This window comes from Kitasatospora sp. NPDC093550 (assembly GCF_044764985.1).
GTDB lineage: Bacteria > Actinomycetota > Actinomycetes > Streptomycetales > Streptomycetaceae > Kitasatospora.
In genome coordinates this window covers 1-17,981 of sequence record NZ_JBIWJF010000041.1, presented here as the reverse complement: position 1 = coordinate 17,981, position 17,981 = coordinate 1, and the positions used below count along the sequence as shown (strand labels likewise).

Here is a 17,981-nt window from a genome sequence, read left to right as displayed (position 1 = left end):
TGCATCGACCGTCCATGCCTGACCCGCTCGGCCCTCGAAGACCACTTCAATACGCTCTCTCACTCGCCTTCTCCATACAGCGGATTCTCCCAGACCTCGCCTTGGAGGTCTCCTGTCGCCACAATCGGGCGCTCACGATCGTGCTGGGCGACTGCGGCGTTGACGCTGGCAACGCGGAGTTGCTGTAGCGCTGCGTTGTGGACGACGGCTGGCCGGTGCGACGGGCCGCGGAACGCTCTCAGGCCAGCCACACCACCGCGCCCCGATGGGCCAGGGGTGGCGGGAGACCCGACCCTGGGGTGAAGCCGCTCGGCTCGGATATCAGCTCCCGCCTGGGCCGCGCTCCTGGGCTACGAGTCCCACTCCGAGCGCCGCTGGTCTCGCTGGGCGCTTTTTCGGATCAGCGAGACCAGCGGCGCCGGAATTATCAGGATTCGACAGCTGAGGTAGAAATGACGACAGGATCTCCGCAGATCACGTCGTACGTCCCATGGTCGTCGAATCCTAGCCGGTAATGGTGGATCACGACATCGCCGCGAAAAACGACCCTCTCGCCTTCGAGTTCCATCCCTGGAATCCTCTCTACTTTGGCAGTAGCGAGCGCGCGAAGGCGTTCGGAATCAAAAATTTCAATGAGTCCGAACTCGAACTCGTCAGACTCGGGGAGAAGGCAGTCGTAATCGCCAACCCATCCATAGGACATTACCTGATGGAAAGTTAGCTTGACGCGACCACCGCCCACTCCATTATACTCGATAAACAGAGATGAATTGTTCCCGTGTAGGTGGGTCTGCACAGTGACCTCCGCCTTATCTGCCCAAGAGGTAGACAGGGCGGCACTATGGACGATTTGACTTCTAGTCACTGTTCTATCCTAATCGGAGATCTCCGGAACTTCCACCCAGAAGAGAATGTCACTGTCCGCTGAGATACCCCGAGTGATTGGAATCCTCCTGGAAGGCAGCCGTCCGCCGCCACCAGGGATTGATTCACGCAGACGCGCTAGGGTCTTCTTGCTGATCCCCGATATCGGCACCTTTACAACGTTCGTAGGAAGCTTGCCTGCGAGACTTAGGGCGCTGAGGCCTCGCGTGTTGGTTGACACGAGAACGCCGTCCAGTTCGAATGCCGTGATCTGAATGTCGTCGGTTGACATGCGCCCCTCCCGCAGGTCGTCAGCAACATCCTTGATCGGTCGTCCGGCCAGGCTCTTGGGAACACCCTGCTTCGTGGAGAAATATGCGTCTGCCCGCTTCTGCCCGAACAGTACCTGCTCGCCGGCCCTAGCTGAGCCCGCATTCGCGGGGTTGGAGCTCATGGCGTAGGCGGTGACAGGAGGGCCGAGGAGTTTGCCGGTGAGCCAGCGGAATGCGGGGCCTATGAGGGTGCCTCCGGCGCCTCCGGCGGCGCCGAGGAGGAGGTCCTGGGGGGTGGTGGGCTGGCATTGGATGGTGTTGACGAGCCAGGTGTAGCCGGCGCCGACGGCGGCGTTGACGCCTGCTGCGGTGAAGGTGGCGGCGGTGCCTTCGAGGGCGAGGGCGGTGGCGGCGGTGCCGCCGATGGGGGCGAGGAGGCCGGCGCCGGCGCCGATGAGGGCGCCCTTGCCGCTGGCGGCGGCGAGGCCGGTCCAGCTGAAGTCCTTGCCTTGGTGCTGCCAGGCGTAGACGCCGGCGCCGATGATGCCTCCGGCGACGCCGCCGATGAGGGCGCTGATGCACATGGGGCAGGCGCCGGAGGGGTCGGTCTGGTTGGTGGGGTCTCCGTCGGCGTAGGTGTAGGCGGAGGCGAGGGGTGTGCCGGTGCCGGTGGTGAGGGGGTCGCGGGTGGTGAAGGTGCCGGTGGTGCTGTCGTACTGGCGGGCCCTCAGGTTGATCTGGCCGGGCAGGTTGGGGTCGGTGTACTGGCCGGTGAAGCCGAACGGGGCGGGTGTGGCGGCGGTACCGGTGGTGGCGCGGTTGCCGCGGTTGTCGTAGTTGTATGTGGCTTGGTTGGTGCCGGTGGCGTCGGTCGTGGTGGTGACGGAGCCGATGCGGTCGTGCTGGAAGTAGAGGCTGCCGGCGGGGGTGTCCATGGACTGGGGCAGTCCGTCGGGGCCTGTGTGGTAGGTGGCGATCGGGGCGCCGGTGGTGCTGGTTTCGGTGGCGATCTGGGGGAAGGCTCCGTTGATGTCCCAGCGGGTCGTGCGGTCGGGTGTGCCGTTCTTGGTGGTGGTGGAGCGGTTGCCGTCGGCGTCGTAGGTGAAGGCGAGGGCTGCGGTGGGGAGGTTGGCGCCGGTCAGGCGTCCGGCGGGGTCGTAGGTGTAGGTGCCGGAGGCGTCGGCGGTGCGGTTGCCGTCGGCGTCGTACCGGTAGGTCGTGCTGGCGGTGCCGGTGGTGCTGGTGGTGAGCTGGTCGGCGGCGTCGAAGGTGTTGGTGGTCTTCGTGCCGTTCGGGGCGGTCGTGGTGAGCTGGTTGCCGGCCTTGTCCCAGGTGTAGCTGGTGGTGCTGTTCGGTGTGCAGGTGCTCGGGCTGGTGCCCGTGCAGGTGGTGGCGAGGCGGCCGGCCGGGTCGTAGGTGTAGCTGGTCGCCGGGCGGGGGTTGGGGCCGGTGTCCTGGTACTGCTCGGTGGTGACGCGGCCGTTGGCGTCGAGCGTGTAGTTCTTGGCGCCGCTGGCGTCGCTGGTGGTGGTCAGCCGTCCGGCGCGGTCGTAGGTCCGGGTTTCGGTGACCGGGGTGGTGGTGGGGGTCGTCGCGGTGAGGAGGTTGCCGGTGGGGTCGTAGGTGTAGCCGACGGTCTTTCCGGCGGTGGTCTGGCCGCTGGGGTGCTGGTCCTTGTCGTAGGTGTAGGTGGTGGCCGTGTTGTCGGGGAAGGTGCGGGCGGTGAGGTTGCCGTCGGGGTTGTAGGTGTAGGTGAAGTCCTGGTCCACGCCGGGGGCGGTGACTCGGGTCAGGCGGTCGGCCTGGTCGTACTTCAGGGTGCGGGAGCCGGTGGCGTCCGTGACACCGGTGATGTGCCCGGTGGCGTCGTAGTCGTACGTGGCACCGGGGGTGCCCTCGGAGTAGGCGACCGCGGTGATCTGGCCCGCGCCGTTGACGGTCGAGGTGATGGTCTGGCCGCGGGCGTTGGTGACCGTGGTGCGGTTGCCGTCGGCGTCGTAGCCGAAGGTGACGGTGCGGCCGAGCGGGTCGGTGACGGTGGTGGTGCGGCCGGTGGTGTCGTAGCCGTAGCCGGTGGCGTGGTTGTTGGCGTCGGTGCGGGCGGTGAGCAGGCCGGTGGCGGGGTCGTAGGCGTTGGTGGTGGCCCCGCCGTCGGGGGCGGTGACGGTGACGACGCGGTTGAGGAGGTCGTAGGCGTAACTGGTGGTCTTCCCTGCCGCGTCGGTGGAGGTCAGCTGGTTGCCTGCGGCGTCGTAGGTCGTGCGCTGCGTGTTGCCGAGCGGGTCGGTAACGCTGAGGGGGTGGCCCACTTGGTCGTAGGCGGTGGTCCAGGTGTAGTCGGCGGGGTCGGCGCCGGTGACGTTGCCGCGCGGGTCCACGACTGTGGTCCTGCGGCCGTCGCTGTCGTAGCCGTAGCTCGTGCGCGCGCCCAGGGGTGAGGTGCGGGCGGTGAGGTTGCCGTCGCTGTCGAATGAGTAGGTGGTCGTCTCGTCCAGCGGTGTGGTGACCGAGGTAAGGCGGCCGGCGGGGTCGTAGTCGAACGCTGTCCTCTGCCACAGGGCGTTGATGAGCGAGGTGACGTTCCCGGCACGGTCGTACTCGACGGTGCGGGTGTGGGAGAGGGGGTCGGTGACTGCGGTGGGCCGGTCGAGGGCGTCGTAGTCGGTCTTGGTCGTTTGGCCGAGCGGGTCGGTGACGGTGGTGCGGCGCCCGGCCTTGTCGTAGCCGTACGCCCAGGTGAACGCCGATGCCGTCGCACCGGCCGTGTTGCCCCGCGGGGTCGTCACCGTCAGCAGGTGGCGGGCCTTGTCGTGGGTGTAGGCGGTCTTGTCGCCCGCCGGGTCGGTTCGGGATTCCAGGTCGCCCACGGCGGTGTAGGTCTGAGTGGTTTGGCGGCCCGCGGGGTCGGTGACCGTGGTGAGGCGGTTGAGGGGGTCGTAGCCGTACCTGGTGACGGCCTTGGTGGCGTCGGTGACGGTCACCGGATTGCCCGCCGTGTCGTATGCCGTGGACGTGACCTCGCCCCGGGGTCCCGTGACGGAGGTGATGCGGTCGGCCGTGTCGTAGCTGAGCGTGGTGGTGAACGCGGCCGGGTCCGCGCCGGCGGTGTTCCCCCGGGGATCGGTACTGGTCAGCAGACGCCCGGAGGAATCGAACGTCCTGGTCGTCTTCGCGCCCGACGGGGACGTGACCGTGGTCAGGTCGCCCTGGGCGTCGTAGCCGTAGGAGGTGGTGTGCCCGCCGGGGGTCGTGACGCTCGCCAGCTGGCCGGCCTGGGTGTAGGCCAGGGCGGTGGTGTTGCCGTTGGGGTCCTTGACCGAGGTGAGCAGGCCGCGGGCGTCGTAGCCGTAGCTCGTGGTGTGCTGGCCGCCGTCGGTGGCGCTGGTGACGTTGCCGTTGTCGTCGTACGACCAGCTTCGGGCACCGCCGGCAGGCGGGCTGAGCGTGGTCAGGTGCCCTGCGGAGTCGTACGAGAGGCTGGTGGAGTTGCCGAGCGGGTCGGTGATCCGGGTGCGGTTGCCGGACCCGTCGTAGCTGTAGCGGGTGGTGTTCCCGAACGGGTCGTACTGGGCGAGGAGCCAGTTCCCCGCGTACAGGTCGCTCCACACGCCGCCGTCCGGGGCGGTGGTGTCGGTCTCCCCGTCCTTGTAGGAGAACGTGGTGGTGGCGCCGGACGCGTCCTGCTGGGCGGTGACGCGGCCCTGCGCGTCGTAGGTGTTGCGCGTGGTGTAGTTGCCGCGGGGATCGCGCACCGAGTTGAGCCGTCCGGCCGCGTCATAGGCGTAGGCGGTCGTCGCTCCGTCGAGGGCCGAGACGCTGGTCAGCCGACCGTCGGTGTAGCCGTAGTCGACGTGGCGGCCGTCGGCGAGCTTGACCTGCGCCAGCCGGCCCCCGCTGTAGGAGAAGACTGCGGTGCGGCCCGCGGAGTCGGTGACCCCGGTCAACTGCCCACCGGTGTACGAGAGGACGAGCCCCTGCCCGGCGCGGTCACGGGCTGCGGTGAGTCGGCCGGCCGCGTCGAACGCGAGGGTGCGCAGGTCCGGCGTGCTGAGCAGGTAGCCGCCGGAGCCGTCGGCGCGCAGGAAGGAGCGGGCGGTCACGGGGGCCGCGTAGCCGCCGTCGGGCTTCTTCGTGAACCGGTAGCGGGAGCCGTCCTCGGCGGTGAACGTCACGTCCCCGTTGGCCTCGGCGGACAGGGCGGCGGACCAGGGCAGGGACCACCCGGGGCCGAATGGACCGGAAGCCGGGTTGTTCGAGGAGTAACTGCGGGTGAGGGAGAACGGGACACCGGGGGACGGAAGCCTTGCGTCGGTGTAGGAGTCGGAGAACGCTCCCGTCCCGGTGTTCACCGGGTCACCGCGCATCGCCTGCGGTCGGGAGTGTCCCGAGGAGTCGTCACCGCACACGCAGCCGTAGGTCTGCTCGGCGGGGACGGCCTTCAGCACCCACCCGTTGAGCGTCTTCCCGCCGGCCCCGCCACCGGCGTCGGTGACGGTACCGGTGACGGTGAGACTGAAGTCGGGGTTGTCCAGCGAGGCGGGCGCAGTACCGCACTTGGCCGCGTCGACCGAGAGCGGGAACGACGCCTTGGCGGCAGTGTCCTTCTCGTCGGTTCGGGTGGCCCACCACAAGGAGTGCGTGGTGACGACCAGTCCGGTGTCGTACCGCGTGGTCCCGCCCGGACAGGTCACCTCCCAGGTCACATGAACGGAGCGCTGGACGTCGTCGTAGACGGTCCAGCCGGTCTGCGGATCCGTGTGGGTCTGCTGCGCATCGTTGTAGAAGAAAGCGGTGACGTTCAGCTTCTCGCCCGGAACGACCATCGCCGTGTCCGAGATGAACGCCCCGCCCTCACTGACCGGCGCGTCACCGAAGCGGATGCCGCCCTCTGCGCCACTGGCGTAGAGGGCCGTGGGCACAGCGCCCACGCTGGATGCCAGCGCGTGCTCGGCCAGACTGGGGCCTGCGGCCGCCTTCGGCTGCCGCGCACCAGCCTCCTTCGGCATTCCGGCCGCCGGCGTGAGCTCCGAGGCCTTCCGGATCTGCTCGCGGCGCTGGGCCAGCGTCATGGCCTGCTGCCGGGGCTCCGGCTTCGGGCCCGACACCGACGCCGTTCCACGCGGCGACGCGGATGAGGGCGGCGCCGCTGCCGCCGTTCCGGCTGACGCGCCGGCACCGAACAACATGGCAAGCGCCAGAACAAAGCTCAGCCATCCTGTCATATACATGTCAGAGTGTTTAAGGCGATACATCAAACCCCCAAGTTGCCCATAGGTCGTCCACAACCTAGGGGCTCGCCACCCTGACCGTCCCGTATTCGATCACCCCGTGACAGACATCACTCCTACTCACAGGAACCGGCCTGCTTCTGTCTTCTGATCGCCGCGGAGCAGCTCGGTGATCCAGTCGGCGACGCCGGCGGGGAAGCAGAGGGTGCGCCGTTCGATGTCGTTGGGGGTGCGGATGGTCCGCCAGGAAAGGCCCCGGGCGCCTCGTGCGCCGATGCACCTTCCGGTCGGCCGGCTCGGACGCCCCTCGCAGACGTCCCGTCACGGGAGGGGCCTGCCGGGACTCTGGCTAGCCCTGCGTGGCAGCCGACGCGTCGGCGTCGTTGAGGACCCCGCAGCACTCGCCCGGCCTGGGGTCGAGGTCTGCCTGGACGGAAGCAGCGTCAAGCCCCGCGAGGTAGCCGCTCAGAAAGGCCTGGTTGAGCCCGCACACGAGGTCGGTGGCCTTGCCGGCGAGCGGCTGGAAGGGGCAGTTGCGCAGCCTGGTCTCGGTCGGGCTCTCGCGAACCGGCTCGCATCCGTAGGTGTCGAGCATCCGCTCACACAGCGTCAGGCGCCGCTCTACGCCGAAACGCCCGGGCCGGCTGCGCTCGTGCTCTTGCTCTCCCAGGCGCCGGCCGCGGCTGGCAGCGGCCTCGATCGCCGCATCGGCCGCGCCGCACCCTCGTGGCAGCGATCGGGAATGGTGACTGCGATCTGCGTATCGGTCGGCTCGTAGACCTTGGGCTGGCGCTCGACGCGGCGCGGCGCACCGGGGTCGGCCACCAGCAGTTGATCGACGCCTTCAGAGTCCGATTTCAGCGGCGCGGGTGGCGGCGGTGCGGGAACGCGTGGGCCGACGGTTCGGGGCCGCACCGGCGCATGAGAGGATGCGCGCGATCTTGGGGCTGCGGAGGGGGGTTGTCCGGCGCGTGTTGTGCGTGCTGCCGCGCTGGTTGCGGGGGGGTTGTGGGGCTGGCGGGGTGTTCCGATGTGCAGTCGGGGGTGGGGCCCCGGCCTCTCCAGGGTCCGTGCCGCCACGACTGTCCGCCGGTCTGCTGGCGCCAGCTCAGCTTCCGTCCGGTTTCAAGCTGCTGCCCGACGTTCCCCGCTCCCCCGCTCCTCGCGCCCCGATCATGTCGATGCCGTGCTCGGACCTCGTGACGGAGAGCTTTCTGGTCACCCACACCCAGGTCCTGGACGAGGCATGGGTCAGCCTGGAACGGCCGCCCACCGACCCCCACAGCCTCGCCGACGGCTGGTACGGCGAGGAGACGCTCGACCGCTACGGACCCGGCCAGGCGGCCGCCGTCATGACCGCCGTCCGCGGCGCGGCGCAGCGCTGTGCCTCCTACTCCGACGCGCTTCCCCTCGGCGGCCCCGCGACGCACAACACCGTGGAGACGAAGGATCCGGGCGTGCCGGCGGACGACGGCCTGGTGCTGCGGATCACTGTCACCTCCGCGGACGACACACAGCCGTGGGTCATCGAGCGGGCGTTCGTCCGGGAAGGCGATGTGCTGCTGACAGTGGACAAGTTGATCGAGCAGGCACCCGTGGTCGGGGTGGAAGCCGTCCTGCCGGCCGCCGTGGCGGCCTACCGCGCGAGCAGTAGTCGGTGACCGAGCGCACCGCTGCCGCCACGACTTGCGCCGAGCGGCGGTGTTGCCTTCGGAGGCGGGCAGGCCGTGCAGCGTGAGGTCGCCCAGTGCCTGCCGGACCGCCTTGTTCGACGCCGCCTCGGGACGCAGAAGGGGCCGGCGGTGGCGTCCTTCCACACACCGAGCGCGTGGAGGACATCCGCGCGCAACCTCGGGTCCGAGCCGTTGGGGTGGTCCAGGGCCTTGGTGAGGGCGTGCCGTCCGGGGCGGCCGTAGCGCCACCACCGGCCCGAGCGTCCGTGCTCGGCGAGGGAGGCCAGGAACCGGTGGAAGTCGGTTGGCGTGCAGGCACCTGGTCCTCCCACCACGGATCGGCCGGGACGGAGACCAGCGCGGCCACCAGCTCGCGCCTGGTCGAGACCGGCAGCGTCAGGGGGGCCCAAGCCCTTCGCGGCGCGGGCCCGTTACGCACTCAGGGCACTCCAGCCCGGACCGGCCTTCCCCCGCAGCTCCAGCCCTGAGTACTCTTTCCCCCCTGCCGTCGCACGCCGGCTCGCCGCCCGCGGGCACGACCTGGTGCTGACCGCCCGGCGCGAGGAACGCCTGAAGGCCCTGGCCACGGAGCTGTCCGAGGCGCACGGCACCGCCACCGTCGCCGTGGCCCTCGATCTGGAGCGCACGGACGAGCTGTCCGACGCGCTGACGGACGTCCTGGCCACGCTGCCCGGCCCGCTCGCCGGCGCGGTCCTGGCGGCCGGGCACGGCCGCGGCCACGGCCCGGTACGGGAGGCCGACGGCGCGGCCTGGGAGTCCCAGCTGCGGGTCAACCTGCTCGCGCCGATGATCGTCACGCGTCGACTGCTACCCGAACTGGACGCCACCGGCGGGGACCTGGTGCTGATCGGTTCTCTGTTCGGCACCCGGCCCTCGCCCGGCTACGCGGCCTACGCCGCGACCAAGCACGGGCTGGCCGGCTTCGTCCGTTCGCTCGCCGAAGAGGACCGTCCGGCCGGCGGCTGCCGGATCTCCCCCGGCGCCACCAACACCGAGTTCGCCTCGGTCCTCGCCGGGGCCGCGACCCCGCGCGTCCACCAGGTCACCGACTGGCCCTACCACCCGTTGCTCGCCGAGGACGTGGCGGCCGCCGTCGAGTGGGCGATGAGCCGCCCCGGGCACGCCCGCGTCGCCGAGCTCACCATCGACCCCACCGACGCCCGATACTGAATCGAGGACCTGGTCGAACGCGGACCGGCCGCACCGGTTCCGCCCCCGGCAGGGCGGACGAGGTACGCGGGCCGGGAAACGGTTCGCGTTCTCCTCCTCCCATGCCGTAGTGTCGGGCCTGTCGACGCGGGGTGGAGCAGCTCGGTAGCTCGCTGGGCTCATAACCCAGAGGTCGCAGGTTCAAATCCTGTCCCCGCTACCAACAAGCCCGGGCCCGGTACGCATCAGCGCACCGGGCCCGAGCTGTTTCCGCTGGGTCCCGTCAGTCGGTCGACCGCATGGCGCCGGTCGCGAGGTCCTCCACCAGCCGGGCCGTGAGCGGCGTACGGACGCCGTGCCGTTCGGCCGCGCGCAGCAGGGCGCCGCCGATGGCGTCGAGTTCCGGCGGGCGGCCCGCCTCCGCGTCGCGCTGCATGAAGGACCTGCTGTCGGCGGGGAGGGCGTCGTACCGCTCCAGGATGTCGTCCACGACCGCGGGTGCGCCGCAGGCCCGGCCGACCGCGACGGTTTCCGGTGTCACGGCCTCGCCTCTAAGACCTGCTCTTCCGGCCGCAGCATCACCAACCCGCTGCTCAGGTGCAGTTGTGCTGCTCCCGGCGGTGGATGCCCGTGTAGTGCCATCGCATCAGACGCCGGGGCAGCGTAGCCGGGGCCCGGTCACAGGTCAGTGGTCGCCCGGCCAGTAGCGCGATGGCATCCGACGCGCTGCTGGGCGTGACTTCGAGGCCGGCGGTCCGGTTCACGGGCTATGACGAACCCCCATCCCGGTGGCGCAGCGTCGGCCGCCGGCCGAGGCTTGACCGCCGCCCGGCGGTTGGCTTCTGCGGTCAGGACTCCGGGAAGCAGACCGCGTAGACGTAGAGCGTCTGGCTTCCCGTGCCGGTGTTCCTGGCGACCGCCGACCATCCGCCGTCGCCGTTCGCCGGAGTCACGGGGACCTCGACGACACTGGAACTCTTGACGTCCCAAGAGGAGTTGAGATCCGTGGCATAGCCACCGCCCGTGACCACCGTCCCGGCCGGGCAACTCACGCCTGCGATGACGAGTTCTCCGGGCCCGCCAGTGGCACTCGAGGACACCGTCTGGCGGCCGGTCAGGCCGCCGTTGCCGGACGGCGTGGTGCTCGTCGCGGAGGCGGACTGGCTGCAGCCGACGTTCTGGGTGCCGGTGAAGCTGTTGCCCTGGCCCACCTGTCCCGAGGGGAAACAGGCGAGGGTGATCGAAGGGGTGTTGAGCAGGCCGAGCCCGAGCAGTCCTCCGTCGCCCTGGGCGTGGGCGGGGGTTCCGCCGAGGAGAGCGGCTACGGCGACGGCGGCGCACAGGGCGCTGATCTTCCCGACTGGCTTCACTACGGCTGTCCTTACCTGATGGACGAGCGTGCGGCGCGGTGGCACCCACTCGTCCGGTGATCGGGTCACCAGAAGGATGCCGACGAGGGGCAGCACTGCGACCGCGCCACACCCGACCCGCGAAGGGCTTCGCTCGTTCAGCCCGTGCCCCACCCGAACGGGCACAAGGGCCTTGCAACCCAGCCACCGGGCGCGCCCAGCACCCCAGCCGCCACCGACACCACGCAGGACCGGTCCCCGGGCCGCCCCCTACTCGGCGATGGCGTTGATCAGGGACCTCTCCCCCACGAGGGTGCGGCTGATGGTGTCCGCCCAGGTCTGACGGCGCGGGTGGGTGACGGGGGGCGTAGTCGGCGAACACCGGCAGGATGTCGAGGACGTGGGCGAGGCTGCGGATGACGGAGCGGGCCGGGCCGATCGGGGCGCCGGTGTCCTCGTCGACGGTGACGATGCCCATCAGGCGCTGGCCGATGGACTCGCCGGTCTGCCCGCGCACCGCCCACTGCCACACCAGGAACGCGGCGCCAATCAGCCAGTAGGCGGAGGCGAGCACGGTCCGCACGTCCCAGCCGATCAGCATGCCGATCATCTGCAGGAGCGCGAAGGCGGGCTTCGCCGCGTAGAGGGCGGCGGTGTAGGCGGTCATGATGCCGCCGGCCAGGCCGAGCTCGATGGCGGTGGCCATGGCCCGCGCGGTCCACGGGGCCAGGCCGGGGATCGCCGTCGGCCGCCCGGGACGGTACTGCCGCGGGATCGTCCCCGGACCACGGGTCTCCCTCCGGGCCCGTTTCTCCCACGCCGGCGCTCACCGGGCTCAACGACCGCCGGCAGGCGCCGTGAGCCGGGTTCACCCGTACAGCCCTCAGCGCAACGGCCCGGGCGCGGACACCTTCTATGGGGGTGTCCGCGCCCGGGCCCTCCGCCAGGCACCGTGAGCTAGTGCCGTGGCCGGAAAGGATCACCGGGGTGGGAGCTTGGCGTGAGAGGATCGCGGCCGTGACCATCTCGCTTCATGACTTCGATGGCGAACACTCGCTGACGTTGGACGTTGGTGGCCTTGCTGCTGACGCGGCGGTAGCCGGTGCAGGGCACGAGCCGAACGGGTACTTCTGGGAAGGTCTCGTGCAGTTCGCCTGGCCGGACATTGCCGAGCGCCTCAACTTCGACAGCGAGGCCGGCATGTTCTGCGCGGTCGGGAGTCCGAGTGACCTCGCGCGACTCAAGACGGCCCTTGAGCCAGTCATCGCGAGCCCCGACGCGGTCGGCGACATCATCGCCCAGGCGGAGACTTCGGGCTTCGAGTTCGACGACTAGGAACTCCAGAGAAACCCCGGTTCGCTCAGGCTGCCGCACGATCGAGCTTCGTGTCGCGGTCGGGGTCGGGTGACTCCTTCCAGGTCTTGGCGCGCTGGAAGGTGATGCCGCGGCGGGCGGGCAGGCACCGTAGTGCCTCGCGGCCGATCCGGCGGGGCTGCTCGGTACCACGCAACGCGAAGGCCGCGGTGCGGGTGCGCTCCCCCGGCCCGAACAGAGCGGCTCCACCGGGCGGGTAGCGGCTGCGGGCCTGCCGGGCGGGGCCCGGCCGCCAGTGGGGGGTGCTGGCGGCCGGGCCTGAATGCCGGAGGGTTCCGTCACCCGGGGGGATGGGCGGGAACCGCTCCCGCGGTTCTTCTCACCCCGAACACCCAGGCCAAACCCGACGTCCAGGCCGAACCTGTCCTGCGACGCCGCGCTGGGCCGATGCGAACCCCAGGGCCGGCACACGCCCGCCCCAGCCGGACACGGTGTCAGCCAGCGGTGATGCGGGCGAGAGCGTTCTGGAGACAGCCGACCGCTTCGTCGGCTTCGGCGTACTGCGCGGGGTTCGAAGGGACGGCGCCGACGGGAACACAGCGCGTCCTCGGGGCCAGCCGCTCGACCACCCCGGGGTTCTCGGCCAGACCGGCGCGCAGCATCCGGCGCAGGTGGTCGTCGCCGTACAGGACGGTGCCGGGGTCGGCTGGTGCGAGCACCTGCTCGACGTCGGCCGGGTCCACGCCGCCTTCGTCGCCGACGCCCGCGCCCGTGGCGAGGACTGCGGCCCGCTCGACCTCCTGCCCGCCCGGGCGCTGCCCGCCGGCGAACTCGTCTACTTCCTCCCGCGCCACCGCATCGAGGGCCGCGACGCCTCCGCCGTCGCCACCGGCCTCCAAGGCGCCCTCGACGAGTTCGGCCAGTAGAGCCCCCCACCCCACACACCCCTGCCCGGGGCCCCGAACAGGCACCCCGGGCCGGAAGCGGTCATCGGCAACCGGCATGAGGGGCCATCACACAGACCCGACCCCACCAGGTCACGCCCCGCGGCCTTCCACCGGGTAGAGCCTCGCGTGGAGCACACGGCCCTCCCACCACGGATCGTCCGACCAGCGCGGCCACCAGCTCGCGCTCGGTCGGGACCGCAATCGCCGCCTACGACCTGCGCCGGGCCGCCCGCGTGGCGAGCAGCGACGGGTCCATCACGAGCTGGTGGACTCCCTGGTCCGCACCGACTGACAGGTCGAGTGGACCCGCCGCCCCGGCGGCCGCTGCCGGCCCTGCCACCAGGACCTCACCGCAGGCGTTCAGTCACCCGGCTCCGCGTAGGGGGCGTCGAGGACGGCCAGGAGCCGGGGCTGGACCAGCGCGCCCGGCAGCCGGGGGTGCGGGGCGAGGATCCCGGCGGCCCGCAGCCGGGCCACCGCGGGAGCCGCCGATCCGGGCGCGGTCCGCCCGCCCACCGAGTCGGCGGAGACCGCCGGGGCGGAGCGGAACGCGCCCAGCACCGCGACCGCGTCCGGGTCGTCGGCCACCAGCTCGGCGGTGCCGTCGAGGACCCGGCGATACTCGGCCAGCGTGGCCGTCCGGTGCCGGGCGGTCTCGGTCACGGCCCGGGCGAACAGCTTCCCCCAGCAGAGGGTTTCACCCTCGGCGGCGGCGACCACGGCCCGGTCGAGCGCCTCCCGGTTGAGGTCGGCCCAGCCCTCCAGGTCGAGCAGCAGCCCGGGCAGCAGCCCCGCACCCACCAGATCGCACTGGGCCAGCAGCCGGGCGGTGCGCCCGTTGCCGTCCGGGAACGGGTGGACGGTGTACAACCGCACCATCTGCAGCGCCGCCGCGTCCAGCGCGGGCGAGGTGGTCCGGGTCCCCCAGCGGTACCAGCGCTCCACGTGCCCGTGCAGCGCGCGTCCCGGGGCCACCGCGACGACGAAGCGCTGTCCGTCCGGCCAGGTGACGGTGGCGGGGGTGCGCCGGAACCCGCCCCTGCCGGGGACGTCGGGATCGGCGGCCACCAGCAGCCGGTTCAGCTCGGCGAGCGCGGCCGGGGTGAAGCACGGCCGCTCCCCGGGACGTTCGGCGAGCTCGGCGCGGACCGAGCGGACCGCCAACAGGCCTGCCGCGACCCGCTGTTCGGCCGCCGCGGTCACCTGCCCGGTGAGCAGGCGGGGATCGGCCGACCTGACCCGCGCGAGGTGCAGCCTGGTGCGGGCCCGGGGCCGGTGGAACAGATCCGGGTCCTCCAAGTACGCTGCGGCGTCCGACAGTTCCGCCAACGCGCCGAGGGCCAGGGCCCGGTCCTCGGCAGGCACGGCCTCGGCGCCGAGCGGCGGCACGACGGGCTTGACCCGCCGCGTCGCCGCAGGGAGCTGACGGGTCATGAGCAGGGTGCGTCGATGACCGTGCCGGTCGACTTGTCCACGTCCACCATCTGGGTGGAGCCGTTGGGCATGGTGACCGCGTAGGTGATGGTCTGGTGCTCCGAGAACAGGCCGTAGCTCTGGCCCGAGAGGAGCTTGACGTCCACGCTGTACGACAGCGTACGGCTGCTGCTGAACTCGGCGCCGATGCTCGCCTTGAGGGCGTCCACCACCGAGGCCGAGAGCGAGGACGACACCTTGTAGCCGCTGAACACGTCGATCGTGACCTTCAGGGGCACCGGGTAGAGCTGGGTGTTGACCTTGCAGAACTCCTTCTTCCGGGTGACCTCGCCGACCGAGACGACGTGCGCCGAGAGCGAGCCGCCACCGCCGCCGTACCACGGCACACCGCCCGGGCTGCTCTCGGGAGGATTGGCGCCGGTCACGATGATCGGGTCGTTGACGCGGTTCGGGTCGTCCCACGGGTCGCAGTTGGTGTAGCAGTCGGCGGCGGCCGCCACCTGCGGCACCACCAGGGCGGGTACGGCGGTCAGGACGGTGACGCCGAGGGCGACGGCCCCGAGGGCACGCTTGAGCTGCATGCTGTCTCCACGGAAGAGGTGTTCGAAGGGGAACGCCGAGGAGTCTGCCCCGGGCCCGGATACCCGGGCATCGGTAGAACTGCGCAACGTACGTACCGAACCGCTGCCCCCGGCATCAGGCCTCACGGCGCAGCAGCCGCGCCAAGGCGGAGCGCGAGGAGACACCGAGCTTGCGGTAGACGCTGCCGAGGTGGGTGTCGACCGTCCTGGGGCTGAGCACCAGGTGTGCCGCGATCTGACGGGAGGACAGGCCGTCGGAGGCGAGTTCGGCCACCTCGCGCTCCCGGGCGCTCAGCACGGCGGCCGGGTCCTCGGTGGGAGCCGCGGCCGACGCGCCGGCCGCGGTCAGGGCGGCCCGCACCCGGGCCCCGTCCTCGCACAGCCGCAGCGCCCCGCAGGCGCGGGCCGCCTCCAACGCCTCGTCCAGGGGTGCCAGCGCCGCGGCTGGGCCGTGCGCCTGGGCCAGCACCGGAGCGGCGGCGATCACCGTCCAGGCGTACTGGACCGGCATCCGCAGGCTCCGCAGCACCCGGGCCGCGCCCGTCGCCAGCTCGGCGGAGCGCGCTGGGTCGCCTTCGGCGAAGGCCAGGGCGGCGGCCGCCCGGTCGGCCTGGGTCTGCTGGAACGGCAGCCTTCCCAGCCGTGCCGAGGACTCGTCCGCCGCCCTGACGCTGCGTCGGGCGGTGTCGAAGTCCCCGCAGAGCAGCGCCGCCGTGGTCATCAGCGCGAACAGCGAAGGGTGGGCGGCAGGTTGGAGCAGATGGAGGTCCTCGCCGCCGCTCTCCTCCAGCAGGGTCCGCAGGCACGCCGCCGGGTCCCCGGCCACCAGCTGGGCCTGGGCCAGCAGCCCGACGGCGGAACCCGCCCACCAGCCGGTGCCGGGGACGGTGTGCCGCAGGCCCTGTTCGGCCAGGGCCAGCACCTCGGCGGTCCGCCGCCGGGGCGCGACCCAGAGCAGGGCGCTGGCGCGCATCGCCATGGCCAGGCCGACCACGTCCGGGGCGCCGATCTCGCCGCCGAGCCGCTCGGCCTCGCGGGCGTGCCGCTGGGCGGCGTCCAGGCGGCCGGCCCACTGGTCGAGGATCGACAGGCCGAGCAGGTGGTTGACCGCGATGTGCTTGTGGGCGCCGCCGCTGGCGGTGGCCAGACCCCGCGTCAGATGCCGGTGGGCATCGGTGAAGCGCTCCAGGTACAGCTCCGCGCAGCCGAGCAGGGCGAGCACCTCCGGCGCGCGTTCGGCGATGGTGTCCGGGGCGGCGTCGACCAGCCGGCCGCACCGCTCGGTCTCCGGCCCGGCGCGGGGGACGTCGCCGGCGTACGCGTCGCAGAAGGTGGCCAGCACCTCCAGTGCGGTGCGGGCCTCGGTGGCCGGCGCACTGGCGGTGGCGGCCCGGCGGGCGAGGTCACGGACCCCGGCCACGGTGCCCCGGACGGCGCGCAGCAGCCCGTAGTCGAAGACCAACTCGCCGGTGGAGGTGGGCAGCGGGGACGGCAGCGGGTCGGGCAGCCGGTCGATGACGGTGCGCGCCATCGCTTCGGCCTCGGCGTACCGGCCCAGCAGCCGCTCGATCCCGACGCAGACCGCCAGGGCCCGGACGTCGAGCGGCTCGGGCAGGCCGCCGGGCGTGCGCAGCAGTTCATGCCCGAGCGTCCGGGCCTCATCCAGGCGGCCCGCCGCGGTCAGCGCCCGGCAGCGGCTCAGGGTCAGGGCCGCGCGGGTGCGGGCGTCGAACGCGCCGTCTGCGGCGGGGGCGGCCTCAAGCGCGGCCTTCAGCCAGCGGGCGGCGGTGGCAGGCGAGCGGGCGAGCACATCAGCCGCGCCCCGGACGAGCACCGGCAGCGCGCCCTCCGGCTCCCCGCCGGTGAGCAACTGCTCGGCGTGGCGGGCCTGCAGGGCCGCGGGGGCGCCACGGGTGTCCAGCAGCGCCAGGGCTCTGCGGTGGGCCTCCAGCCGGCGGCCGGGGTTGAGCCGGTGGTGGACCAGGCGGCCCAGCACGGGGTGCCGGAACACCAGATCGCCGCCCGGACCGGCGGAGCGGACCAGGTCGGCCCGGGCGAGCTCGGCGAGCGCGTCGGCGGCGGCCCCGGCCGGTTGCCCGGCCACCTCGGCGACGTCCCCGAGCCGGAAGGGTTCCCCGAGCACGGAGGCGGCGGCCAGCACCTCGGCGGTCCCGGCCGACAGGGCGTCGAGTTCGGCCAGCAGCGGCGCGGCGGCGCGCAGCAGTGGACCGGCGGCGGCGTCGGAGCGCTCCGGCCAGTGGTCCGGGTCGGGCCCGGCCGAGAGCAGGAGGTGGAGGATGCGCGGATTGCCGCCGGAGGCGGCGTGCATCCGCTGGGCCCGGCCTGCGGCGGTGTCAGGGAGCAGGGCGGCGACGGCCGCGGCGGTCAGCGGCGCGGGTTCCAGGCGGACGGCGGTTTCGGCCCGGCCTGCCTCGTCCAGCGCGGCCAGCAGGGCGGGCGGGCTCTGCCGTGGCCGGTGGGCGAGCGCCAACAGCAGGCGGTCCGGGGGCGGTTCGTCGAGCAGTCGCTCGACCAGGCGGGCGGAGGCCGGGTCGCAGAGGTGGAAGTCGTCGAGCAGGAGGACGGTGCCGATGGTCTCCCGGCCGCGGTCACGCAGGGCCCGCACGATGTCGTGCTCGGCCCCGGTGTCCCAGGGGACGGCGTCGGGGCCGTCCGCTGCGGCCCGGGCCCAGGCGTCCCGGAAGACCTGGTAGGGCTTGGCGTGCGGGCTCTGCGCCCGGGCGCGCAGGACGGTGGCGCCGCGTTCGGCGGCCAGCCGGGCGAGGAGTTGCAGCAGGGCGGTCTTGCCCAGGCCGGGATCGGCTGCGAGGTCGAGCGCCGTGCCCTTCCCGGCGGCGAGCCGGTCGACCGCGCGGGTGAGCGCGGAGCGCTCCGCCTCGCGTCCGGGTAAGGCCGGACGGCCCGATCCCGACGGACCCGGCACCGATCCCGACAGCACTGACATGCCCCTGCCCCCTCCGACGTGCGCGGACGCCGACGCGGGCATGTTAGCGATCTTCACAACCGTCCTACAAGGAACTCCCGTCCCGGCCGCCTAAAGGTTGTTTCACAAGGTTCCGAGAGACCGGAGCGAGCAGTCAGCCGAGTCAAGAATCGGCTGAGTTGTCCTATTTCTCGAGCGCCCGACC

12 protein-coding genes, 1 tRNA gene and 3 pseudogenes are annotated in these 17,981 nt (G+C 72.0%); 5 read left to right on the top strand and 11 right to left on the bottom strand.

Annotated features, from left to right (window positions below):
* Positions 1–427: 427 nt before the first annotated feature.
* The 4 genes from ACIRD3_RS37000 to ACIRD3_RS36985 all read right to left on the bottom strand — a co-directional run bounded on the left by ACIRD3_RS37000 (position 428) and on the right by ACIRD3_RS36985 (position 7,189).
* A complete protein-coding gene (locus tag ACIRD3_RS37000) occupies positions 428–796 on the bottom strand; it encodes a hypothetical protein (protein WP_402225666.1) in 369 nt (122 codons plus the stop codon).
* Positions 797–874: 78 nt separating this feature from the next.
* On the bottom strand, positions 875–6,241 hold the full coding sequence (locus tag ACIRD3_RS36995; protein WP_402225588.1) for a DUF6531 domain-containing protein: 5,367 nt from the start codon (positions 6,239–6,241) through the stop codon (positions 875–877).
* Between the two features lie 472 nt (positions 6,242–6,713).
* Complete coding sequence (locus tag ACIRD3_RS36990) at positions 6,714–6,959, bottom strand: hypothetical protein (protein ID WP_402225585.1); 246 nt, start codon at positions 6,957–6,959, stop codon at positions 6,714–6,716.
* 26 nt (positions 6,960–6,985) lie between these two features.
* The gene (locus tag ACIRD3_RS36985; protein ID WP_402225583.1) at positions 6,986–7,189 is read right to left on the bottom strand and encodes a hypothetical protein; all 204 of its coding nucleotides are present in this window, start codon (positions 7,187–7,189) and stop codon (positions 6,986–6,988) included.
* A 374-nt stretch (positions 7,190–7,563) separates the two neighbouring features.
* On the opposite strand from ACIRD3_RS36985, the gene ACIRD3_RS36980 reads away from it, so the two are divergent.
* From ACIRD3_RS36980 to ACIRD3_RS36970, 3 genes are all read left to right on the top strand, one after another.
* A complete protein-coding gene (locus ACIRD3_RS36980; protein WP_402225580.1) occupies positions 7,564–8,025 on the top strand; it encodes a hypothetical protein in 462 nt (153 codons plus the stop codon).
* Positions 8,026–8,346: 321 nt separating this feature from the next.
* Entirely contained in the window at positions 8,347–9,228 is an 882-nt protein-coding gene (locus ACIRD3_RS36975; RefSeq protein ID WP_402225578.1) for an SDR family oxidoreductase, read from the top strand.
* Between the two features lie 125 nt (positions 9,229–9,353).
* Positions 9,354–9,430 (top strand) — tRNA-Met (locus ACIRD3_RS36970).
* 60 nt (positions 9,431–9,490) lie between these two features.
* On the opposite strand, the pseudogene ACIRD3_RS36965 reads toward ACIRD3_RS36970, so the two are convergent.
* The 3 genes and pseudogenes from ACIRD3_RS36965 to ACIRD3_RS36955 form a co-directional block, all read right to left on the bottom strand.
* A pseudogene (locus ACIRD3_RS36965) lies at positions 9,491–9,751 on the bottom strand (ketopantoate reductase family protein); the annotation flags it as partial.
* A gap of 304 nt (positions 9,752–10,055) precedes the next feature.
* Positions 10,056–10,577: a hypothetical protein gene (locus ACIRD3_RS36960; RefSeq protein ID WP_402225576.1), complete on the bottom strand. Its 522-nt coding sequence runs from the start codon at positions 10,575–10,577 to the stop codon at positions 10,056–10,058.
* A gap of 367 nt (positions 10,578–10,944) precedes the next feature.
* Positions 10,945–11,286, bottom strand: a pseudogene (locus tag ACIRD3_RS36955) (RDD family protein); the annotation flags it as partial.
* Between the two features lie 287 nt (positions 11,287–11,573).
* Between ACIRD3_RS36955 and ACIRD3_RS36950 the strand changes: the two are divergent.
* Positions 11,574–11,891: an Imm51 family immunity protein gene (locus ACIRD3_RS36950; RefSeq protein ID WP_402225573.1), complete on the top strand. Its 318-nt coding sequence runs from the start codon at positions 11,574–11,576 to the stop codon at positions 11,889–11,891.
* A 37-nt stretch (positions 11,892–11,928) separates the two neighbouring features.
* Here the strand turns inward: ACIRD3_RS36950 and ACIRD3_RS36945 are convergent.
* Positions 11,929–12,066 (bottom strand): annotated as a pseudogene (locus ACIRD3_RS36945) (IS630 family transposase); the annotation flags it as partial.
* Between the two features lie 475 nt (positions 12,067–12,541).
* On the opposite strand from ACIRD3_RS36945, the gene ACIRD3_RS36940 reads away from it, so the two are divergent.
* A complete protein-coding gene (locus ACIRD3_RS36940) occupies positions 12,542–12,796 on the top strand; it encodes a hypothetical protein (protein WP_402225570.1) in 255 nt (84 codons plus the stop codon).
* Between the two features lie 381 nt (positions 12,797–13,177).
* Here the strand turns inward: ACIRD3_RS36940 and ACIRD3_RS36935 are convergent, their stop codons facing one another.
* From ACIRD3_RS36935 to ACIRD3_RS36925, 3 genes are all read right to left on the bottom strand, one after another.
* Positions 13,178–14,251, bottom strand: a complete 1,074-nt coding sequence (locus ACIRD3_RS36935; RefSeq protein ID WP_402225567.1) for a Fic family protein — start codon at positions 14,249–14,251, stop codon at positions 13,178–13,180.
* Positions 14,248–14,832 (bottom strand): DUF6426 family protein, encoded by a 585-nt coding sequence (locus ACIRD3_RS36930; RefSeq protein ID WP_402225565.1) that lies wholly within the window; start codon positions 14,830–14,832, stop codon positions 14,248–14,250. Before ACIRD3_RS36930 ends, ACIRD3_RS36935 begins: the two co-directional genes overlap by 4 nt.
* Before the next feature lie 115 nt (positions 14,833–14,947).
* Positions 14,948–17,797, bottom strand: coding sequence for a LuxR C-terminal-related transcriptional regulator (locus ACIRD3_RS36925; RefSeq protein WP_402225563.1), 2,850 nt, complete (start codon positions 17,795–17,797; stop codon positions 14,948–14,950).
* Positions 17,798–17,981: the final 184 nt, after the last annotated feature.

Bases quoted from the DNA above. Each gene is read 5' to 3' on its own strand.
- ACIRD3_RS36990 (WP_402225585.1), bottom strand. From the start codon at position 6,959: ATGCTCGACACCTACGGATGCGAGCCGGTTCGCGAGAGCCCGACCGAG.
- ACIRD3_RS36925 (WP_402225563.1), bottom strand. From the start codon at position 17,797: ATGTCAGTGCTGTCGGGATCGGTGCCGGGTCCGTCGGGATCGGGCCGT.
- ACIRD3_RS36935 (WP_402225567.1), bottom strand. From the start codon at position 14,251: ATGACCCGTCAGCTCCCTGCGGCGACGCGGCGGGTCAAGCCCGTCGTG.
- ACIRD3_RS36930 (WP_402225565.1), bottom strand. From the start codon at position 14,832: ATGCAGCTCAAGCGTGCCCTCGGGGCCGTCGCCCTCGGCGTCACCGTC.